We start from the raw sequence: 15,731 nt of genomic DNA on the forward strand, positions 1-15,731 counted from the left end.
CTCAGGCTTTCCGGGTATCTCCCTTCAATCCCTTGCGCAGGAACAATATGGCCAGCGATTCCAGCACGAGGCTCCCTGCCGAACCGCTATCCAGCGCCGGCAGGTTGATGCCCAGCATCTGCGCAAGGCCGGCCAGCAGCATGAATGCTGCCACGATATAGGTCTTGTAGCCCGAAAGGATATCCATGGTCTCATCTCCTTGAGTTGAATCTCTGGTCGGAGCCACAGCGAGCGCTGCAGCGCGAATTGTCTCGACGCGACGGGTCCAGCCGCGCCCGAACACCGGAAAAGTGGAAAGGGCCCTGAGAAAATCGAGCCTTCGGTCGCACAGCGCATCTACCGTTCTTGCGGCGCTGGATTGATGAGCGGCTGCCAGCGTGATGGGACCAACCAGACCGTCGGCGACAACGCCGAGCACCTGCTGCAGGCAGCGGATTGCCTTGCCTGGGCCGGAATTGACCGCGAAGTCGAACACTGCCAGATCGACGCCCGATGGCATGTCCCCTGCCCGGCAGGCATCCCAATAGCCAGCGCGATAGATCTTGGCGGCCTCGTCCCGGTCCAGGTTTTGCACCTCCGCTTTTGGCAGATCCCACCAGGGCGAAATATTGCGCCAGCGCGCCAGGGTCTTGCGGGTGATCCCCATATTTGTGGCCCCGCCAGGATCGGACGGATGATCCACATATCCGCCCTCATGCCTGAATATCTCGGCGAGGCAGGTGTCAAACCGTGCATCAGTCATGGAACATTCCAATCGCGCCATGGCCCGCACCGAGCGTTGCGCTGACTTGTCGAACTTTGAAGGTGAAATCACTGGCTGGCCCGCCCAAATCGGCGATTTGGTCGGCCAGCGGATATTGGACGTATGAATGCGCCGTATGCAGTGTTCTCACCGGCGCGCCGCCGGTCACGATCTCGACCTGCCAGCTTTCCGGCGAAAACTCGAGCGGTGGTTCGGCCACGCCCCAGCCGTCGCCATCGGCCCGGCTGCGGCGGGTCCATTCCAGCGTGATCGATCCATCCGCCAGCCTGGTCCCCTTGAGGTGAACGGGAGAGAGAGGCAGCACCGGCCGAACTCGGGGGGCGACCGTCACGATCTCACCGGCGCCACCGCCCGCAACGGTTGCCCGCAGGTCGCGGCTTTCGCCAATCCAGTCCATCCCCACCGCAAGAGTCATCAGGGTCTGGTTCAGAACCATCGCCCGCCGGCCAGCCGACACGGTGCCGATAGCTTGCACGGACCCTTCTAGCCCCCGCAACAATGCGGTCAGCCGATATTGCCCCGGTGCCACCAGTTCTGCGGCGGCAAACCCGATAATCTCCCAGTCGCCGGCATCCGTCTCGATTGCGACCCGGTTCGCACCCGCCAGTGCGGCCAATGGCTCCACATCGGCGAGGTGTCCCGCGTTCAACTGGATGCCGAGGGTATTCTTCAAGTCCCACAGCGCTTCAGGCCCCGGGTGCAATGGCGTGAGCAGTTCACCGATCGCCGACTGGCGGTTCAGCCTCGTCAATTCGGTGCCCGTAGCATCGTCGGCAATCTTCACCGGCCCGGACCAGGGATCGGCGTAGGCGCCGAGAACCAATCGGCTGCGCAGCGGATCGGATGGCAATGGAGGCAGATGCGCTGCAACCACCAAGGGCGTCATCACAGGCATTATGGCCGGCTGGTTGCCACGCGGTCGATCTATGCCGGTGGCCAGCGCATCACCTCGGCGCACTGCGCTAGCCGAGATCTGACGCACGGCACCATCGCGAATTTCGGTGATCTCGAAAGGCCCCTCGGCAAGATCAGGCAATGTCACCCGGTCGCCCGGCTCAAGCGCAACCTGGCCAGGCGGCAGAGCGAACTCGATACTGTCGCCACCCGCCGCATGTTGGTCGAGCAGCCGTTCGGCCGCTTGCCGGGCAGCGCCGCTATCAAGCACGACCGGCTTGTTGTGGGTCACCAGCGGTCCCCGATCCGGTCGGATCGCTGCCGATGTCGCTGCCAGATAGTCCCGCTCCCGGTCAAAATGTCCGAGCGTCAGCCGCGCCGGCTTCTCGGCGCCGTCATCGCGCCGACGCGACAGCACCGGCGCGTCAGTACTGGCCAGGGTCTCGTATTCCAGCTCAAGCGCCGGTCCCCCGCCCTGGGCAATGCCGACCATTGCATCGCCACGCGCTGCAAGTTTTTGCCCTGTCAGGTCAAACACGGTTTCGAGCACATCGCGGGCCGTTCCGGCACCTGACACAGTCAGTCCGCCAATCAGCGGGGCCGAGGGAGCGGCCAAGACGATGCTGTCATGCTCTGAAACCACGGCATGGGCCAACTCATCGCTGGCCAGCCCACCCAGGCGGCCGGTCAGCCAGTGACCGGTGGCATGATTGGTGCCATCGGACCACACTTCCGTCAGCGCCGGAAACACCGGAAATGGCCGTGCATCCCAGGTCCAGCAATAGAGCCGTTCTGGATCAACCATGCCGGTCGGATTGTAGGCTGGGTCGTTCCAGCGCAGATGATGCGCCCGCAGCACCTGCCGCTGGATCAGCGCGTCGGGAGTGCCAGCGGAAAAGTAGGGCCGCCCATTCTCGGCACTCTTGCTATCACCGAAAACATTCGGCTGATTGGCGCCCTTGTCGACAGCGCCACACCCGATCTCGGTCAGCCAGACTGGCTTCGAGCCGGGTACCCAGGGGGTCGGTGACGCATTTCGCACGCCGCCAGGGCGATCGAAATGCTGCTGCCCCCAGAACGCTTCGATATCCTTGTAGCGCCAGATCCATGGCTCGCCATGCGCCCCGTCGGTAATCGGCGTGCGGAGCTGCGCCCGGCGATCCGCTTCGCTGGCGTAGAACCAGTCATAGCCCTCGCCCCCGGCAATATTGCCCGCCAGGTAGTCGAGCTCATATCCCGTCCGCGCCAGCGCCAGATCGGCATGGTCTTCTCCGTCCCGCCAATCGGCCAGCGGCATGTAGCAGTCGATCCCAATCGCATCGATATCGGCCGAGGCCCAGAGCGGGTCGAGGTGAAAGAATTTGGCACCATCCTTCTGGCACCCCGAATATTCGCTCCAGTCCGCCGCATAAGTCAGTCTTGTAGTTGGCCCCACAATGGCCCGCACATCGGCGGCCAGTGCCACCAGCGCATCGACAAAGGGGAAGCTGTTGCCCGCCCCGCGTACGCTGGTCAGCCCGACCATTTCCGAGCCGATCAGCATGGCATCCACCCCACCTGCCTCCACGGCAAGTTGGGCATAGTGCAGTATCATGGCGCGATAGCCGGGCACGAAGGCTGCCACCTGGGCCGCGGCGGCGGCGCTGCCCTCGGGCGATCCGGGCAATCCTGGGGCCGGCGAGCAAGCGATACGCCCGCGCCAGGGATAGGCCGCCTGCTCGCTGCCACCATAGGGATCGACCAGGCCATTACCCTGCGGAATATCCATCAGCACAAAAGGATAGATCGTCACCTTGAGCCCACGCGCCTTGAGGTCGGCGATTGCGGCGAGCACCGAAGCGTCCGACGGCGTGCCGCCATAGGCCGGTCCCCCGGCATGACTTGAGACAACCTGCGCCGCTGTCCGTGTCACACCCGCGACACTCCAGCTGGTTCCCTCAATATTGCGCGTCGCGTCCTCAACGCGCGGCTCCACCGTGCAACTCGCGCAGCGCAGATCGTCGCCGAACCAGCTCACGACCAGCGCGACATGTTCAAGATTGGGGCAAAGCGCCTGTAATTCGTCGAGCGAGCCGGTCCAGTTGCTGGTACCGGACAGCAGATGCGCATTCTCGCTCACGCCCGCGCCCGGCCCCAACACCCTGATCCGGGGTTCAGGGTCATAACCAAATTCCGTTGCACCCGGGATGATCGTCATGGCGCGGATGGCTGGCTCCAGATCGCCAACCACACGGCATAACTCGGCGGAAAGCTGCGGGATGCGATTGCCGAAGCGGCTCAGCGGCAGGTTCTCGACCACGAGGTAGCAGACGCCCCGATAAGCGGGCGCGTTGCCGTTCCCCTGTGTTGCCTCGATCAGGCTGTCGGCGGTCTGCTCTTCGTCGCCGTGGTAGAAGCGCAGATTGAGACCAGCCGTGTCGAGCAACTGCCCGTCGGCCCAGATGCGTCCAAGCCTGGCCACCGGGCCCTCGCAAAAAGCGACAGCGAAACTGGCGAGGATCTCTTCAGTTTCCTCGGCAGCCGACGGCATGCCTTTGGAACCGGCGGTATCACTGACATGGCGCACCAGTTCTCGCGCCCAGATGATGTTGCCCGACAATCGCCCCCAGCCATAGAGCCGGGGGATACTCAGCCCCTCGCTCGACGCCCCCAGCCGTACATCGAATAGCGGGGCTTCGGCCTTGTTGTCGCCGAACAGCCAGCCGTCTACCGCACTGCCGGCCAGTGCCCCCAACGCCCGCCCAACTGTCGCGCCGATAGGACCGCCCAGCAGCCCACCGGCAAACTGCCCGGCAACTGATAGTGCCAGTGTCGCCATCTTATTGTTCCTTGGAGTTTAGTCTGCCGTCGTCGACGCAGGTCGGCCTCAGCTCTGGGCCGGAAACCGGTACCGGCCGCTGACCCGTTTGGCCCAGCCTGAAGTCAGGTTCGCCTCGATCACCCCCAGATGCTCCTGGGCATGGATGAAACGGCCCGGTGCAATCAGAATGCCGCAATGGCGCGGCTCAGCAGTGCCGCCCAGTCGAAACAGAACCGCCTGCCCCGCCTGTGCCGGCCCCTCAACCGCGATGAGAAACCGTTCCGCCGCCAAGCGCAGTGCAGGATCGCGTTCCTGGCCGCGCCGGTCCATTCGATAGGGCGGCACCAACACCGGCTCGTCGCCGTAAAGCGTTCGCCACACCCCTCGCAGCAATCCCAGGCAGTCGCATCCGGCGCCCAGGGCCGAGGCCTGATGCCGATAGGGTGTGCCGAGCCAGGCCTGCGCGGCCCTCACCACCAGTTCGGCGTTCATGGCACCACCGGCCTGCCATCCATGGCGTAGCCGCTGCGCGGGTGGCGCAGGACATAGTCGCTGCCGGGGATATGCGGAAAGCCACGGAAATTGGCCGTATTGGCAAACTTCGCCCGACAGGTCGTGAATCGCTGGTCGCAGCCAACCGTCACGATCAGCGCATCGCCCAGCGCGCACCACTCGCCAACCCGGCTTGAAAACCCCAGTGTGTCGCCATCGGCGTCACGGCGATGTGTCATGATCGGGTCGCGCAGTCCATGACGCTCGCCATCGGTCCATTGCGCCACCCCGAAGGCGAACCAGTTCTCGTCAAATCCGGCCAACCCACTGACGCGAAGCTGAAAATCGTCGATCACCCCGACAACAACGGCCTCCCCGCGATAGGCGGCATTGTCGATATCGACGCCACAGCGCTCGTCGCCGACATTGGCGTCACACAGCCCCTGGAACATACGCCCCCTGGTTATGTTGAGTGCCTGCTGGGGCGACCGCAATTCAGCCCGGAACACCCCGTCTTCCCGGACAATCTCGCCGATGGTATCGACCCTGAGCATCAAGCACTGGCTCGGTTCGGACCAGTTCACCAGCCAGGTTTCGACACGCGCGCCATCATAGCGGCCCTGCAGAATATCGGCCTCGGCAATGGCGGCGTTGTCGAGCACGCCCAGAACCTCGCCGGTTTCCACCTGCTGGCCCAGCCGCGACGGCACTTCGCCGCCATCGAGGCCAAAAGTCGGCGTGCAATCGGTGCCCGCAATCACCAAAGGCCGGTCGTGATCGGTGAAGCCTAGCGTCACCCCGTCCTTGCGGATCAGGCGCCAGCATTTTGCCGTCGTCGTCTCGTCCTGCGCCAGATGCGTCGCCAGGTCGCGTGGCAGTTCCCTCATGGCAAGATCTCCAGCAGTGGAATGCTCGGCGCCTCGGCCGCATCAAAGCTGTTGAGTTCGATGTCGAGCCGGTCGGTGTCGAACCGCACCGGCACATCGAAGAGAAACCCGGCGGTTACGCTTGCCCCGTCTGCCGGCGCACTGGCAAAGCCCACGATGCCGCTGGTCGCATCCACGCTCCAGCCACCCGCTTGCTCCACCCCATCCACCGCCACGCGCACACTGCCCGAGACCGGTTTTGCAATGGGCCGCAAATAGGGGTCGAACGCAGCGCCATAGCGTTTGGTCAGCTGAAACTGGGTCTGCACCCCGTCGCCGTTTCCAATATCCTGGTCGGTCGGCAACGGCGCCGCACCACCGGAAGAGTGATCCAGCCCGTCGCGCCACAAAAACCCGTGCAATCGCCCGCGTCGCTCTTCAAAAAACGCCAACACCGCCTGCATGTCAGCCCGCGATTTAATGCCATAACCGGCATTGTAGCGCCGCCGCGAATGCGCCCAGCGCCCATTCCGCTTCTCGCCGCCGCCCGCCAAGGTCACGACATCGGTCCTGCGCTCCGGCCCGCCCCGCGCCCCCAGCGCGATATCGAGCGGAAAGCGTATGTGATGAAAGCTCATGTTTTCCTCGCTGCCACCCTTTAGCTTCCCCGCGTGCCGCGCCGAACCGCCCGCAGCAGCATCGCGCTCACCTCGGCCTCGCTCGTCGCAAAGCTGCGCGCGTCGCTCGCAGTCACATTGAAAGTCACATTGATCGCGCTGCCGCCCCCGGCGACACCAAGCCGTCCGTCCGGCCCGCGCTGCAACGGCATGATCGCTTCCGGCCCCGCCTCACCGGCCAGACCCAGGCCCTGCCCAAGCGGGAAGTAGCTCGGGCTCGCGATCACCCCGCCCTTGGCAAATTTCGTCAATGCCGGGTTGGTCGCGGTGAAGATGTTATCCACCAGCCCGCCGACCAGTGTTCCAAGCGGCTTGAACGCAGCTTTCAGTGCGATATCGGCAAAGGCACCGGCAATATCGCTCAGTACCGAGCGAAACGACTTGCCGTCCATCACCGCGCCACGAAACGCACGGCTGACCGAACTCGCCACGCCATCGGCCAGATCGCTGATGCGCCCCAGCTCGACCTGCACATCGCTCAGCTCGTCGCGAAACTCCTCGCCAAACAGATCACTGGCCATCGGGAAAGCGCTCCATCAAGTTCTGTAAATCGCGCCGCTCGAGCGGCCCGGTCCTATCCCCCATGATCGCCCCCCAGGCCGACGCCAGTTCTCTTGGTGTCATGGCCCAGAAATCGCGCGGCGGCAGCCGCAGCACCCCCAGCCCGAAACTCATCGCATCCGTCCACGGAAACGGCCTCATCCGCGTTCTCCAAAGGTTGCTTCCAGAAGCCGCACGGCGATCTCGGCCGCGCCCCGCAGTCCACCCTCGACGCTCATACGGGCCAGGTCATCATCGCTGAGGGCATTGCCGCCGCCGCGCAGTCCAGCGCCCAGAATGGCGGTCAGGTCACGCGCCGAAACCCGGCCTTCGCCAAACCGCTCGGCCAGTCCGGCCAGATCCCCCGCCCCCAGCCGTGCCTCCAGTTCCGCCAACGCCCCCAGCGTCAGGCAAAGAGTTCTCGTTTCGCCACCGATCTCGGCAGCGATTTCACCACGATGAATATTGGTCATGCTTGTTTCCTACGCAGCCGCGAAGCTCACTTCACCCGCACTCTCCAGCGCCAGGTCGAACGTCACTTCCCCCGCATGATCGGCGGAAAATTCCAGCGCCACGATTTGAAACGGGCCTTCCACGGTGCCAAAGTGCGGCAGAATGAGCTGCCAGTTGCAGATGGTGCCGGCAAAGAACAGACTACGGATCGCTGCGTCCGAAGCCTGATCTTTGAACACGCCACTGCCGGATACCGAGGCCCGCTTGACGCCGCCGCCGGCCAGCAACTCCCGCCACCGCCCGGCGCTTTCCTGATCGGTGGTGTCGACGCTTGCCGCATTGAAATTGAGACTGCGCGTGCGCAGCCCCGCCACGGTGATGAAACTGCCCGACCCGTTCTGATCGAGTTTCAAAAGCATATCCTTGCCGCTCTGGGCTGCCATTTTTGTCTCCGCTACTCGCTGAAAAATCGCAGCGTAACCGCCGCCCGCGCCTGCCCGGTCGCCGTATCGATGCTGGTTTCAGTGCGCATGTGTTCGGCATGCGTCACTGTCAGCCCAGCGGGTGCCAGCGCCGAACTCCCCGCCGCCACTACGCGCTCGGCAATTTCCAGTGCGGCCTTGCGGCTCGGCTGACTGCTCCAGCAATGCAGCAACACCCGATGCTCCTGGCCTGGTGTTGCATCACCATCGCGTTGCCGAACGTCGTGCCGGTCGATCACCACGTAAGGCGCCGGCCGGTCGCGCGGCGGCGCATCGAACACGCCATCGGATCCGATCAGCGCCACCAGCGCCGCATCGCTCGAGAGGGCCTCCACCAGCGCCGCCTGCAAACTTGCTATTGGGTGCATGTTCTCACCCCGTGAAACTGGTTTCGCTGCAGGCGCAGCTCAGATAGGCCCGTCGTCCATTCAGATCGGCAGCGCTCACCACATCGAGATCGCGCCCGCGATAGACAATCCGGTCCCCCGGCGAGATGTCATTGCGAAAGCGCAGCACCACGCTGTGCGAGATCGCCACGGCGCGCCCATCGGCATTGGTCCCCTGCCGCCCGGTCAGACTGCGCACCCTCGCCCAGAGATGGGCGACCGGCATGTAGATCCTCACATGGCCACCGCCACCGTCGTCCTGGCTATCGCGGCGCTTGAGCTGGACCCGGTCCGTCAGGGTTCCGACAGGCGGAATCTTCTCCCCGCTCACAACCGCACCCGCTTGTAGCCCGACACGGCACGATCAAATCCCGAGGGCACGATGGCACCTGATCCAGCCACGATCACTGCGTCGCGGTGCTCATACCAATGCGCCACCAGGCCCAGCAGCGCCTGGCGCAAATCGGCCGGCACGTCGGCGGGTTCGGCGCCATAGCCGGCGACATAGTCGATCTCCAGCCCCTGGCGGGTGCGCAATGCCGGCATGCCGACAACGACAGGCGGCACGATCAGCCGATCCGGCTCGCTGAGAAATTGGGCCATCGCGATTTCGCGGCTGCCACCATTCTCGTCGATGGCCGCGATGCCCGTCACCGACAAGAGGGGCGACACCGGCAGTTTCACCACGCCCCCCTCGGGCCAGGCATCAAGCACCAGCCGCCAGCTTTGTGCCAGCAACGCCTTGCCCGTCACGCCTTCAACATGCAGACGCGCCGCGCCAATCAACGTGCCGATCAGCCCGTCCTCAGCCGTGTCATCGACCTTGAGGAATGCCTTGGCCTCGACGAGCGAAACCGGCTCCTCGGCGGGCCCCGCCAGGAGATATGCAGTCATGTTCTTGTTCCTTGTTGGAGAGACCCCCACCCCGCCTCCCCCTGGAGATGGGGGAGGGGTTGGCCGGTGGTCAGCTGAGATCGAGGCGTGCTCGATAGGTCCCTCCCCCTAATTCAGGGGGAGGCTAGCTGGGGGTGGGCCTCAGCTCACACCGAATTTAAGTAGCTTTATCGCGTCATAGTCCGCGATCCCGCCGCCGACCCGCTTGGTGGTATAGAACAGGATGTAGGGCTTTGAGCTGAACGGGTCGCGCAGCACCGAGACGCCCTGGCGGTCAACGATGAGATAACCGCGGCGGAAGTCGCCAAAGGCAATCGAAAAGCTGTCCGCACCGATATTGGGCATGTCTTCGGCTTCCACCAGCGGAAAGCCCATGAAGCTGGCTCGCCCATCGGCCGCCGCCGCTGGCTGCCAGAGATAGTTTCCGTCGGCATCCTTGAGCTTGCGCAGCGCGCCTTGGGTCTTGCGGTTCATCACCCAATTGGCGTTCTGCCGATACCCGGCCTTGAGCGCGTAGACCAGGTCGATCAGCACGTCGCTGGCATTGCTCGCCGGCATGGCACCCGATACGCCGGTTGCCAGATAGCCCAGATTGCCCCAGCTCCAGCTTGTCTCCGCCACCTTGGTGCCGTTGAGGAACCCGCTCGGCTTGTTATTGCCATCGCCGGTCACGAAAGCCGTGGTTTCCTGCGCCGCAAAGGCCGCATTGACCTCATCGGCAATCCACTGGCCCACATCCACTGCCGCGTCTTCGAGAAAAGCCGTAGTCGCCGCCGGCATGGCATAGAGCTCGGTCGTCGGATAGCTCAGTTCTGCCAGCGTCTGGCTGTCGGTGGTCGGGCGGCTCGCCGTCTCGCCCACCCAGCCGGTCTGCGGCCCGGTGACCGTGATCGGGCGCTTATAGACCGAGCCCGAAACCTGCCGCACGCCGGCGATGGCGCGAATGGGCGAAATATGGGTCATCAGCCGGGTGATCTCGGTCTCAACCTCGCCCGGCACCACATAGCCGCCGTCACCAGCGACGCCCACCTGGAGCGCCTTTTCTTCGCCGCGCTTCATATAGGCCGAGAAGGCCTCCTTGTATTCGCCGTCCGGCACCGTTGCACCCTTGCCTTCCAGCGCCGGTCGCGCCCGTTCGGCACTGACGCGATCCAGCGCCGCCTTGTGTCCGTCGATGACCCGGTTCAAGCGCTCCAGCTTGCCCTCGAGCAGGCCGTCGGCCGAACCACGTTTCTCAATCTCCTGGAGACGCTGGTCATTGGTGGCCTTGAATTCCTCGAATGCGGAGGAGAATTCAGCGAAGAGCGCGGCAATATCGCCCCCTGCGCCGGCCTTGGTTTCAAGGCCGTCGTCGATCCGATCCATTTCGGTGTCCTTTTATCGGTTACGGATAGTCTTTGTGGCGGCGGCAATGGCCGCGCCGGCGCTGAGGGGGGAAACGATGCGCGCCTCCTCCATCATCGGAAAGGTGACGATCGAGACCTCATAAAGGTCGATCTCATGCAACAGGCGCTTGCCCGCCTGGCGACTGGCCCTGACGGTACGGAACCCGATGGAAAGTCCATCGAGCGCCTGGTTCTCGATCAGCCGACGCAGCGCATCCGAGCGCGGCACGCCTGGCACCAGCCGCCCGGTCACGAACAGCCCGTGACCGTCCTCGGCCATGCTTTCCCAGGTGCCCACCGGCTCCTTGGGATCGTGCTGGAACAGAAGTCGAATGCGCCCGCGCCTTTTGACGAGGCTCTTGGCGAACGCTCCGGGCAGCACGATATCGCCGCCGCTATCGAGCCTGTTGAACACACTGGCATAGCCGGCAAACCGACCTTCCCCATCTATCGGAATGGCGCTCATCCGCGCTTGGCCCCGCGCGCGCGCTGCTTGGGTGGCGAGCGCTGCTTGTCCGCCAGCGTCCCCGCCAAATTCCAGGCAAATTGCCGGAACGTCTGCTGTGCGGCCTCACGATTGTGCTTGTCTGACATGGGCTTAGTCCTCCTTCCGGAAAAGCCGATTCAACTGCGCGATCTCCTGCACGAAGTCGTTGAAGTGTTGATTCACCCTGGCCATCTCGCGCAAAGCCCACACCAGCAGCGCACTCGCCCCGCTCGCCCACAGGAACAGCGCCAGATGAGCGAGATCGCCCCGCTCGATGACGGTTTTGGTCAGCTCGTCCATGTGTTCCTCCGGGCAACAAAAAACCCGCCGGGGGCGGGCTTGGGTGGTTCGACATTTGCGGCAACTTCTGGCCATGCATTGGTCAGGACCAACTTTCCCGCAATTGCACCAGGCTGGCCGCTGCAGCATCGGCTCGCTCAAGCACATGGGGTGGTCTGTTTCTCAAACCCGCGATCATCCTCAGAAAGCGGGCAACTTCGTTCTTGGAAGCGTGAGTGTCCAACAAGGCCAGCAAATCCGAGACATGGTCATCGTACTCGAACACTGACGAGGGATTCTCAGTCGCATTGAAAGGATCCCACTCCAGTGTCAGCATGCTTCCGACTGCGCGAAGTTTTTGACCTCGCTTTACCAGCGCCTCCGTTCCTGGAAGCAATCGCTCTTCGAAAAACCGAGCATGCGTAAGGATTAATTGAATTTCGTCCTCGGTTAACCGGCTGTCTGGGTATTCAGGCGTTGATCCCATCCTGCGATCCAAAGCGATCGCAACCTGATACTGCTCGGGCGGCAGAGCGGCAGTCGAGACAATGGTGCATTGCCGTTCATCTTCTATCCTCCGGCCTTCGCCATCCCGGCCAAACTTGTAGGTCGACTCATTCGGAATATTGCGGGCCCAAAAATTGGACGCATTCGCATCGTAGACCAACAGCAAGTCCGTCCGACCATCATTTCTCAGGCCGTATATCAAATCGCCGGTCACGACGGCATTGAGCGCCTGAACCCTCGACGTCATTGTTGTCCTTTCGGACCAAAATGGCCCAGGGTTTCCTGCTGTTCAATGTGCGGCAATTCCTCAATTCCCAAAATCTTCAAGGCGCAGCTTCTGCAAAGGCGCTTTCCCTGAATGGTGTACATCCCCGTCGTCCCAAAACTGCCACCCATGCTGCACCCGCCAGAAAACCAATCACAGCGCGGCCCTGCAACCTGAACGGGCTCTGGCTCAACCGGAACCTGCCCGATGACCGACCGATCATCAATCCACTGCCCGCCCTCCGGTGTCCCTTTCGGCGCACGTGGCAGATCCGGCCGGTAGCGCCGCTCAAGCCGGGCAAGGAGCACATCCAGCTTCAGCGTCAGCGTCGCCAGCCGGATTTCATACCCGAGCGCCTTCAGCACTCGTCCCGCAATCCGCACCATTGCTTACGCACCAGTACCGACCCCGGTCAGCTCCCGCTTCTCCGCATCGCTCAGGAAGTCCGCCGCCCCGACCCGAGCCCAAAGCGCCGCTCGGTCCTCGGCCAGCGCCTCGACGCTTTCGAAGTCCGGCACCACCTCCGCCCCGTCGAAGGCCGGCCCCAGCCACCCGCTCAATTCCTGGGCCACCCGCACCACCAGCGGCACCAGGGTCTGCCGCCACAGCGCCTTGTTGGCTTCGGCCAGGTTCGCATAGGTATTGTCGCCCGGTATCCCGAGCAGCATGGGCGGGACACCGAACGCCAAGGCGATGTCCCGCGCCGCGGCGTGCCGCGCTTCGATGAAGTCCATGTCACGCGGACTCATGGCGATGGTTTTCCAGTCGAGCCCGCCATCGAGCACCATGGGTCGGCCGGCATTGGCCGACCCGGCGAAATGGGCCTCCATCTCTTCCTTGAGGCGATTGAACTGCTCTTCGGTCAGGCTCCCCGTCCCGGCCGAATAAACCAGCGCCCCGCTCGGCCGCGCCGCATTGTCGAGCAGCGCCTTGTTCCATTGGGCGCTGGCATTGTGGATATCGAGGCTGGTCTGCGCGGCCTCGAGCGGTCCCATGCCGTAGTGGTCATCCAGCGGATGAAACAGCGCCATATGCAGCACGCCCGGCACCGGAACACTGTCCTGCGAAATCCGTATGGCCCTGCCGCCGGCCTTATAGTCATAGGCCACGGGCCAGCCGTCGCGCCCGGCCACTACGCTCATCCGGTCCGGCCGCAAGACGAAGAGCGTGCGCACAGCACCATCGACGATCCCCGCCTGAAGATAGGCATTTCCCGCCGTTTGCAGATAGGCATAGACAGCTTCCAGCATTTCCGCACCGGACTGGCGCCCATTTGGCCTGGTCAGCAGATCGAGCAGCGGATGTTCGCTCACCGCCTGGCCGTTAATCTTCACCGTCAGCGGCACCCGATTGGCCGCCTCGGCGATCAGTCGCACGCAGCGATAAACCACGGGATTGCGCGTGAAGCCCTGGTTGACCAGGCTCGCATACCCTCGCCCGCTCCACTGCGCAGGCCCCAACTGGCTCAAAGTCAGCATGGTATGACCGGCGAACGACTTGGTTTCTTCAGGCGTGTTTGTGCGACCGCCAAAGAGGCGGTTCAGGATATTGGGCATGTCTTGTTCCTCGTTCTTTCGACCCCCACCCAACCTCCCCCTTGCCAGGGGGAGGGGCGCCGCGGTAGCCCACCGGCAATGCAACAATCTCGATAGGTCCCTCCCCCTGCTTCAGGGGGAGGTTAGGTGGGGGTAGACCTTGTTGCCCCGCCATTCGAGCGCAGCTCTCATGGCCTTGCCGCCTAAAATCGTTCCACTGGAGCGATTTTGCCTTCGGCCCGGCTACAAGCCCCTCACCCGCGGCCTTTGTTCGTTCAGCACCAATTCCGTCAGCGCCCAAACCAGTGCATCGACGCGGTCCGGCGAATGGCCATCCGCCTTGCCGTCCGGTCCGAAGGCGCACAGCTCGTCTTCCAGCGCGGTGAGGCCCTCGACATGCTGCACCAGGCCGCGGGCATAGAGCGCTGCCACGGGTTCTGCCCGCACCCACTTGCCGCGGCTGGCGTAAGCGGTTCGCACCGGCACAACGGCGTCGACCTGGGCGATCATCTGGCGCACCAGATCACCGCCCTGGTTCACCTCGACAACAATGCAATCGGCGGCATGGGCGTGGAATGCCGCTACAGCCCGTCGCGCCCACGTGATCGGCGAAGCCTGCTTGAGCGTGGCGTCCTCGAGCACCAAGGCGCCATCACCCTGCCGAGCGGCAACAATGATCCCGCACGCATCAGACCGGGCGTGTCCGGTCACCGGGGGGTCGACCGCCACCACGATCCGGCCGTCGGGCGCGCTCGTCGCCCGGCCAAACATGGCCCGCTGCCAGAGCGCGTCGGGACGATCCTCGATCAGTTCGCCATCGAGTTCCTGGCGGCCAAGCACGGTGCCGCGATAGCGCGCCACCACCGCGTCCAGAAAGGTCGGCGCCAGATGCGCCTGGTTCTCGTGCGTGGCGATATGCACCACGGCCGTCCGCTCGTCCCCGAGCAGACGGCGTATCAATGCCGTCGGGCGCGGCGTCGTCGTTGCCAATTGGCGCGGTCTGTCGCCCAGCCGCAAGCTGAATTGCAGCATGTCCCAGGCGGCTTCCGCATGGGGCCATTTGCCGATTTCATCGCACCAGGCTGCCGCGAATTGCGGTCCACGGAAGCGCTCGGGGTCCGATGCCGTCAGAATCGTTGCCTCGGCTCCATTGGGCCAGCGCAAATGGTTCTTGCCCCACAAGGTGGGCCGCTCATCATCCTTATGCACGGCCATAAGACCGCTTTCGCCGCGCACCATGATGTCGAGCGCTTCGGTCATCGTTTCACCCACCAGGGCGATCGGCGATATTCGCTGCCGCGCCAGTTGCCGCACCCATTCGGCACCGGCCCGCGTCTTGCCCGAACCGCGTCCCCCCATCAGCAGCCAGGTCGTCCAGTCGCCATCGGGCGGCAATTGCTTGGCGAAGGCCCATTTCTGCCAGTTATAGTATTGGGCTTCGACCTCGTCGTCGCCGAGGGAGTCGACCTCGGCCTGCGAGCTAGCGGGATTTAAACTGGTCAAGGCGCTTAACGAGTTTGGCCCGCAAATCGGTCATGTCCTTGCGGCCGGCTGGGTCCACATTGCGCTCCGCCGCGCCCAGTTCGATCAGCTTGTCCAGCGTCTTGACCTGCGTGGCCAATGTGTTCGTGCGTTTCTCCACCGGTTCATTTCTGGCCATTTCCAAATCCCTTATCTGTCGTTCGAGCACTTTGAGCATCCGCGACACCAGCACCGCCTCTTTCGGCCTGCGCTCGCGCTGGCTGAGCCAACCTTCGCATTGGCGGCGGTAGCGCAGCTGCGACACGGTGATGCCGTGCCGCTTGCAGATGGTCTTTGGTTCAAACAGCCGCCCTTCATATTCGCCGCGAATAGTCTGCCAGTCGGGCGGCGCCGGCCGCTCGATATCGTCAGGGCTTTCCATGCCACTATGTCCTGAAATTGCCGGGGCTCACGGCCCCCTCATCGACCCAATTTGTCGACCATGCCTGAACACTAGCAGACCGGCGTCACGCGGGGATAACTTCTACAACAACCTCGGAGAAAC

General features: G+C 63.7%; 21 protein-coding genes. All 21 read right to left on the minus strand.

The window, feature by feature from the left end; genetic code table 11:
• Position 1: 1 nt before the first annotated feature.
• The gene (locus tag GGR20_RS03310) at positions 2 to 742 is read right to left on the minus strand and encodes a glycoside hydrolase family 108 protein (RefSeq protein ID WP_183309775.1); all 741 of its coding nucleotides are present in this window, start codon (positions 740 to 742) and stop codon (positions 2 to 4) included.
• Positions 735 to 4,475 carry a baseplate multidomain protein megatron gene (locus GGR20_RS03315; protein WP_183309776.1) on the minus strand — a complete coding sequence of 1,247 codons (3,741 nt, stop codon included), beginning with the start codon at positions 4,473 to 4,475 and terminating at the stop codon, positions 735 to 737. The genes GGR20_RS03310 and GGR20_RS03315 overlap by 8 nt, the downstream gene beginning before the upstream one ends.
• Positions 4,476 to 4,523: 48 nt before the next feature.
• On the minus strand, positions 4,524 to 4,949 hold the full coding sequence (locus GGR20_RS03320; RefSeq protein ID WP_183309777.1) for an NlpC/P60 family protein: 426 nt from the start codon (positions 4,947 to 4,949) through the stop codon (positions 4,524 to 4,526).
• The gene (locus tag GGR20_RS03325; RefSeq protein ID WP_183309778.1) at positions 4,946 to 5,836 is read right to left on the minus strand and encodes a phage/gene transfer agent baseplate hub protein; all 891 of its coding nucleotides are present in this window, start codon (positions 5,834 to 5,836) and stop codon (positions 4,946 to 4,948) included. The genes GGR20_RS03320 and GGR20_RS03325 overlap by 4 nt, the downstream gene beginning before the upstream one ends.
• Positions 5,833 to 6,453, minus strand: a complete 621-nt coding sequence (locus tag GGR20_RS03330) for a DUF2460 domain-containing protein (RefSeq protein ID WP_183309779.1) — start codon at positions 6,451 to 6,453, stop codon at positions 5,833 to 5,835. The genes GGR20_RS03325 and GGR20_RS03330 overlap by 4 nt, the downstream gene beginning before the upstream one ends.
• A 20-nt stretch (positions 6,454 to 6,473) precedes the next feature.
• On the minus strand, positions 6,474 to 7,013 hold the full coding sequence (locus GGR20_RS03335; protein WP_183309780.1) for a phage tail tape measure protein: 540 nt from the start codon (positions 7,011 to 7,013) through the stop codon (positions 6,474 to 6,476).
• The gene (locus GGR20_RS03340) at positions 7,003 to 7,194 is read right to left on the minus strand and encodes a rcc01693 family protein (RefSeq protein ID WP_183309781.1); all 192 of its coding nucleotides are present in this window, start codon (positions 7,192 to 7,194) and stop codon (positions 7,003 to 7,005) included. Before GGR20_RS03340 ends, GGR20_RS03335 begins: the two co-directional genes overlap by 11 nt.
• Complete coding sequence (locus tag GGR20_RS03345; protein ID WP_183309782.1) at positions 7,191 to 7,505, minus strand: gene transfer agent family protein; 315 nt, start codon at positions 7,503 to 7,505, stop codon at positions 7,191 to 7,193. The genes GGR20_RS03340 and GGR20_RS03345 overlap by 4 nt, the downstream gene beginning before the upstream one ends.
• A gap of 9 nt (positions 7,506 to 7,514) precedes the next feature.
• Positions 7,515 to 7,928, minus strand: a complete 414-nt coding sequence (locus GGR20_RS03350) for a phage major tail protein, TP901-1 family (protein WP_183309783.1) — start codon at positions 7,926 to 7,928, stop codon at positions 7,515 to 7,517.
• 11 nt (positions 7,929 to 7,939) lie between these two features.
• Complete coding sequence (locus GGR20_RS03355; protein ID WP_183309784.1) at positions 7,940 to 8,335, minus strand: DUF3168 domain-containing protein; 396 nt, start codon at positions 8,333 to 8,335, stop codon at positions 7,940 to 7,942.
• A 4-nt stretch (positions 8,336 to 8,339) separates the two neighbouring features.
• A complete protein-coding gene (locus GGR20_RS03360) occupies positions 8,340 to 8,684 on the minus strand; it encodes a phage head closure protein (RefSeq protein WP_183309785.1) in 345 nt (114 codons plus the stop codon).
• Positions 8,681 to 9,247 carry a head-tail connector protein gene (locus GGR20_RS03365; protein ID WP_183309786.1) on the minus strand — a complete coding sequence of 189 codons (567 nt, stop codon included), beginning with the start codon at positions 9,245 to 9,247 and terminating at the stop codon, positions 8,681 to 8,683. The genes GGR20_RS03360 and GGR20_RS03365 overlap by 4 nt, the downstream gene beginning before the upstream one ends.
• 141 nt (positions 9,248 to 9,388) lie before the next feature.
• Complete coding sequence (locus GGR20_RS03370) at positions 9,389 to 10,612, minus strand: phage major capsid protein (RefSeq protein WP_183309787.1); 1,224 nt, start codon at positions 10,610 to 10,612, stop codon at positions 9,389 to 9,391.
• Positions 10,613 to 10,624: 12 nt separating this feature from the next.
• Entirely contained in the window at positions 10,625 to 11,098 is a 474-nt protein-coding gene (locus tag GGR20_RS03375; protein ID WP_183309788.1) for an HK97 family phage prohead protease, read from the minus strand.
• Entirely contained in the window at positions 11,095 to 11,226 is a 132-nt protein-coding gene (locus GGR20_RS18925; RefSeq protein ID WP_276511863.1) for a hypothetical protein, read from the minus strand. The genes GGR20_RS03375 and GGR20_RS18925 overlap by 4 nt, the downstream gene beginning before the upstream one ends.
• Before the next feature lie 4 nt (positions 11,227 to 11,230).
• The gene (locus GGR20_RS03380; RefSeq protein WP_104894706.1) at positions 11,231 to 11,419 is read right to left on the minus strand and encodes a hypothetical protein; all 189 of its coding nucleotides are present in this window, start codon (positions 11,417 to 11,419) and stop codon (positions 11,231 to 11,233) included.
• Positions 11,420 to 11,501: 82 nt separating this feature from the next.
• Positions 11,502 to 12,152, minus strand: coding sequence for a hypothetical protein (locus GGR20_RS03385; RefSeq protein ID WP_183309789.1), 651 nt, complete (start codon positions 12,150 to 12,152; stop codon positions 11,502 to 11,504).
• Positions 12,149 to 12,535, minus strand: coding sequence for a hypothetical protein (locus GGR20_RS03390; RefSeq protein ID WP_183309790.1), 387 nt, complete (start codon positions 12,533 to 12,535; stop codon positions 12,149 to 12,151). The genes GGR20_RS03385 and GGR20_RS03390 overlap by 4 nt, the downstream gene beginning before the upstream one ends.
• A 24-nt stretch (positions 12,536 to 12,559) precedes the next feature.
• The gene (locus GGR20_RS03395) at positions 12,560 to 13,726 is read right to left on the minus strand and encodes a phage portal protein (protein ID WP_183309791.1); all 1,167 of its coding nucleotides are present in this window, start codon (positions 13,724 to 13,726) and stop codon (positions 12,560 to 12,562) included.
• 222 nt (positions 13,727 to 13,948) lie between these two features.
• Positions 13,949 to 15,208: a DNA-packaging protein gene (locus GGR20_RS03400; RefSeq protein ID WP_246349372.1), complete on the minus strand. Its 1,260-nt coding sequence runs from the start codon at positions 15,206 to 15,208 to the stop codon at positions 13,949 to 13,951.
• The gene (locus GGR20_RS03405; RefSeq protein WP_183309792.1) at positions 15,186 to 15,608 is read right to left on the minus strand and encodes a hypothetical protein; all 423 of its coding nucleotides are present in this window, start codon (positions 15,606 to 15,608) and stop codon (positions 15,186 to 15,188) included. The genes GGR20_RS03400 and GGR20_RS03405 overlap by 23 nt, the downstream gene beginning before the upstream one ends.
• Positions 15,609 to 15,731 lie beyond the last annotated feature (123 nt).

The organism is Devosia subaequoris, assembly GCF_014197055.1.
GTDB lineage: Bacteria > Pseudomonadota > Alphaproteobacteria > Rhizobiales > Devosiaceae > Devosia > Devosia subaequoris.

Excerpts from the sequence above, each read along its gene's own strand:
- GGR20_RS03345 (WP_183309782.1), bottom strand. The coding sequence starts at position 7,505 with ATGACCAATATTCATCGTGGTGAAATCGCTGCCGAGATCGGTGGCGAA.
- GGR20_RS03350 (WP_183309783.1), bottom strand. The coding sequence starts at position 7,928 with ATGGCAGCCCAGAGCGGCAAGGATATGCTTTTGAAACTCGATCAGAAC.
- GGR20_RS03405 (WP_183309792.1), bottom strand. The coding sequence starts at position 15,608 with ATGGAAAGCCCTGACGATATCGAGCGGCCGGCGCCGCCCGACTGGCAG.
- GGR20_RS03380 (WP_104894706.1), bottom strand. The coding sequence starts at position 11,419 with ATGGACGAGCTGACCAAAACCGTCATCGAGCGGGGCGATCTCGCTCAT.
- GGR20_RS03315 (WP_183309776.1), bottom strand. The coding sequence starts at position 4,475 with ATGGCGACACTGGCACTATCAGTTGCCGGGCAGTTTGCCGGTGGGCTG.
- GGR20_RS03355 (WP_183309784.1), bottom strand. The coding sequence starts at position 8,335 with ATGCACCCAATAGCAAGTTTGCAGGCGGCGCTGGTGGAGGCCCTCTCG.
- GGR20_RS03375 (WP_183309788.1), bottom strand. The coding sequence starts at position 11,098 with ATGAGCGCCATTCCGATAGATGGGGAAGGTCGGTTTGCCGGCTATGCC.
- GGR20_RS03310 (WP_183309775.1), bottom strand. The coding sequence starts at position 742 with ATGACTGATGCACGGTTTGACACCTGCCTCGCCGAGATATTCAGGCAT.
- GGR20_RS03385 (WP_183309789.1), bottom strand. The coding sequence starts at position 12,152 with ATGACGTCGAGGGTTCAGGCGCTCAATGCCGTCGTGACCGGCGATTTG.
- GGR20_RS03320 (WP_183309777.1), bottom strand. The coding sequence starts at position 4,949 with ATGAACGCCGAACTGGTGGTGAGGGCCGCGCAGGCCTGGCTCGGCACA.
- GGR20_RS03330 (WP_183309779.1), bottom strand. The coding sequence starts at position 6,453 with ATGAGCTTTCATCACATACGCTTTCCGCTCGATATCGCGCTGGGGGCG.
- GGR20_RS18925 (WP_276511863.1), bottom strand. The coding sequence starts at position 11,226 with ATGTCAGACAAGCACAATCGTGAGGCCGCACAGCAGACGTTCCGGCAA.
- GGR20_RS03340 (WP_183309781.1), bottom strand. The coding sequence starts at position 7,194 with ATGAGGCCGTTTCCGTGGACGGATGCGATGAGTTTCGGGCTGGGGGTG.
- GGR20_RS03365 (WP_183309786.1), bottom strand. The coding sequence starts at position 9,247 with ATGACTGCATATCTCCTGGCGGGGCCCGCCGAGGAGCCGGTTTCGCTC.
- GGR20_RS03395 (WP_183309791.1), bottom strand. The coding sequence starts at position 13,726 with ATGCCCAATATCCTGAACCGCCTCTTTGGCGGTCGCACAAACACGCCT.
- GGR20_RS03325 (WP_183309778.1), bottom strand. The coding sequence starts at position 5,836 with ATGAGGGAACTGCCACGCGACCTGGCGACGCATCTGGCGCAGGACGAG.
- GGR20_RS03335 (WP_183309780.1), bottom strand. The coding sequence starts at position 7,013 with ATGGCCAGTGATCTGTTTGGCGAGGAGTTTCGCGACGAGCTGAGCGAT.
- GGR20_RS03370 (WP_183309787.1), bottom strand. The coding sequence starts at position 10,612 with ATGGATCGGATCGACGACGGCCTTGAAACCAAGGCCGGCGCAGGGGGC.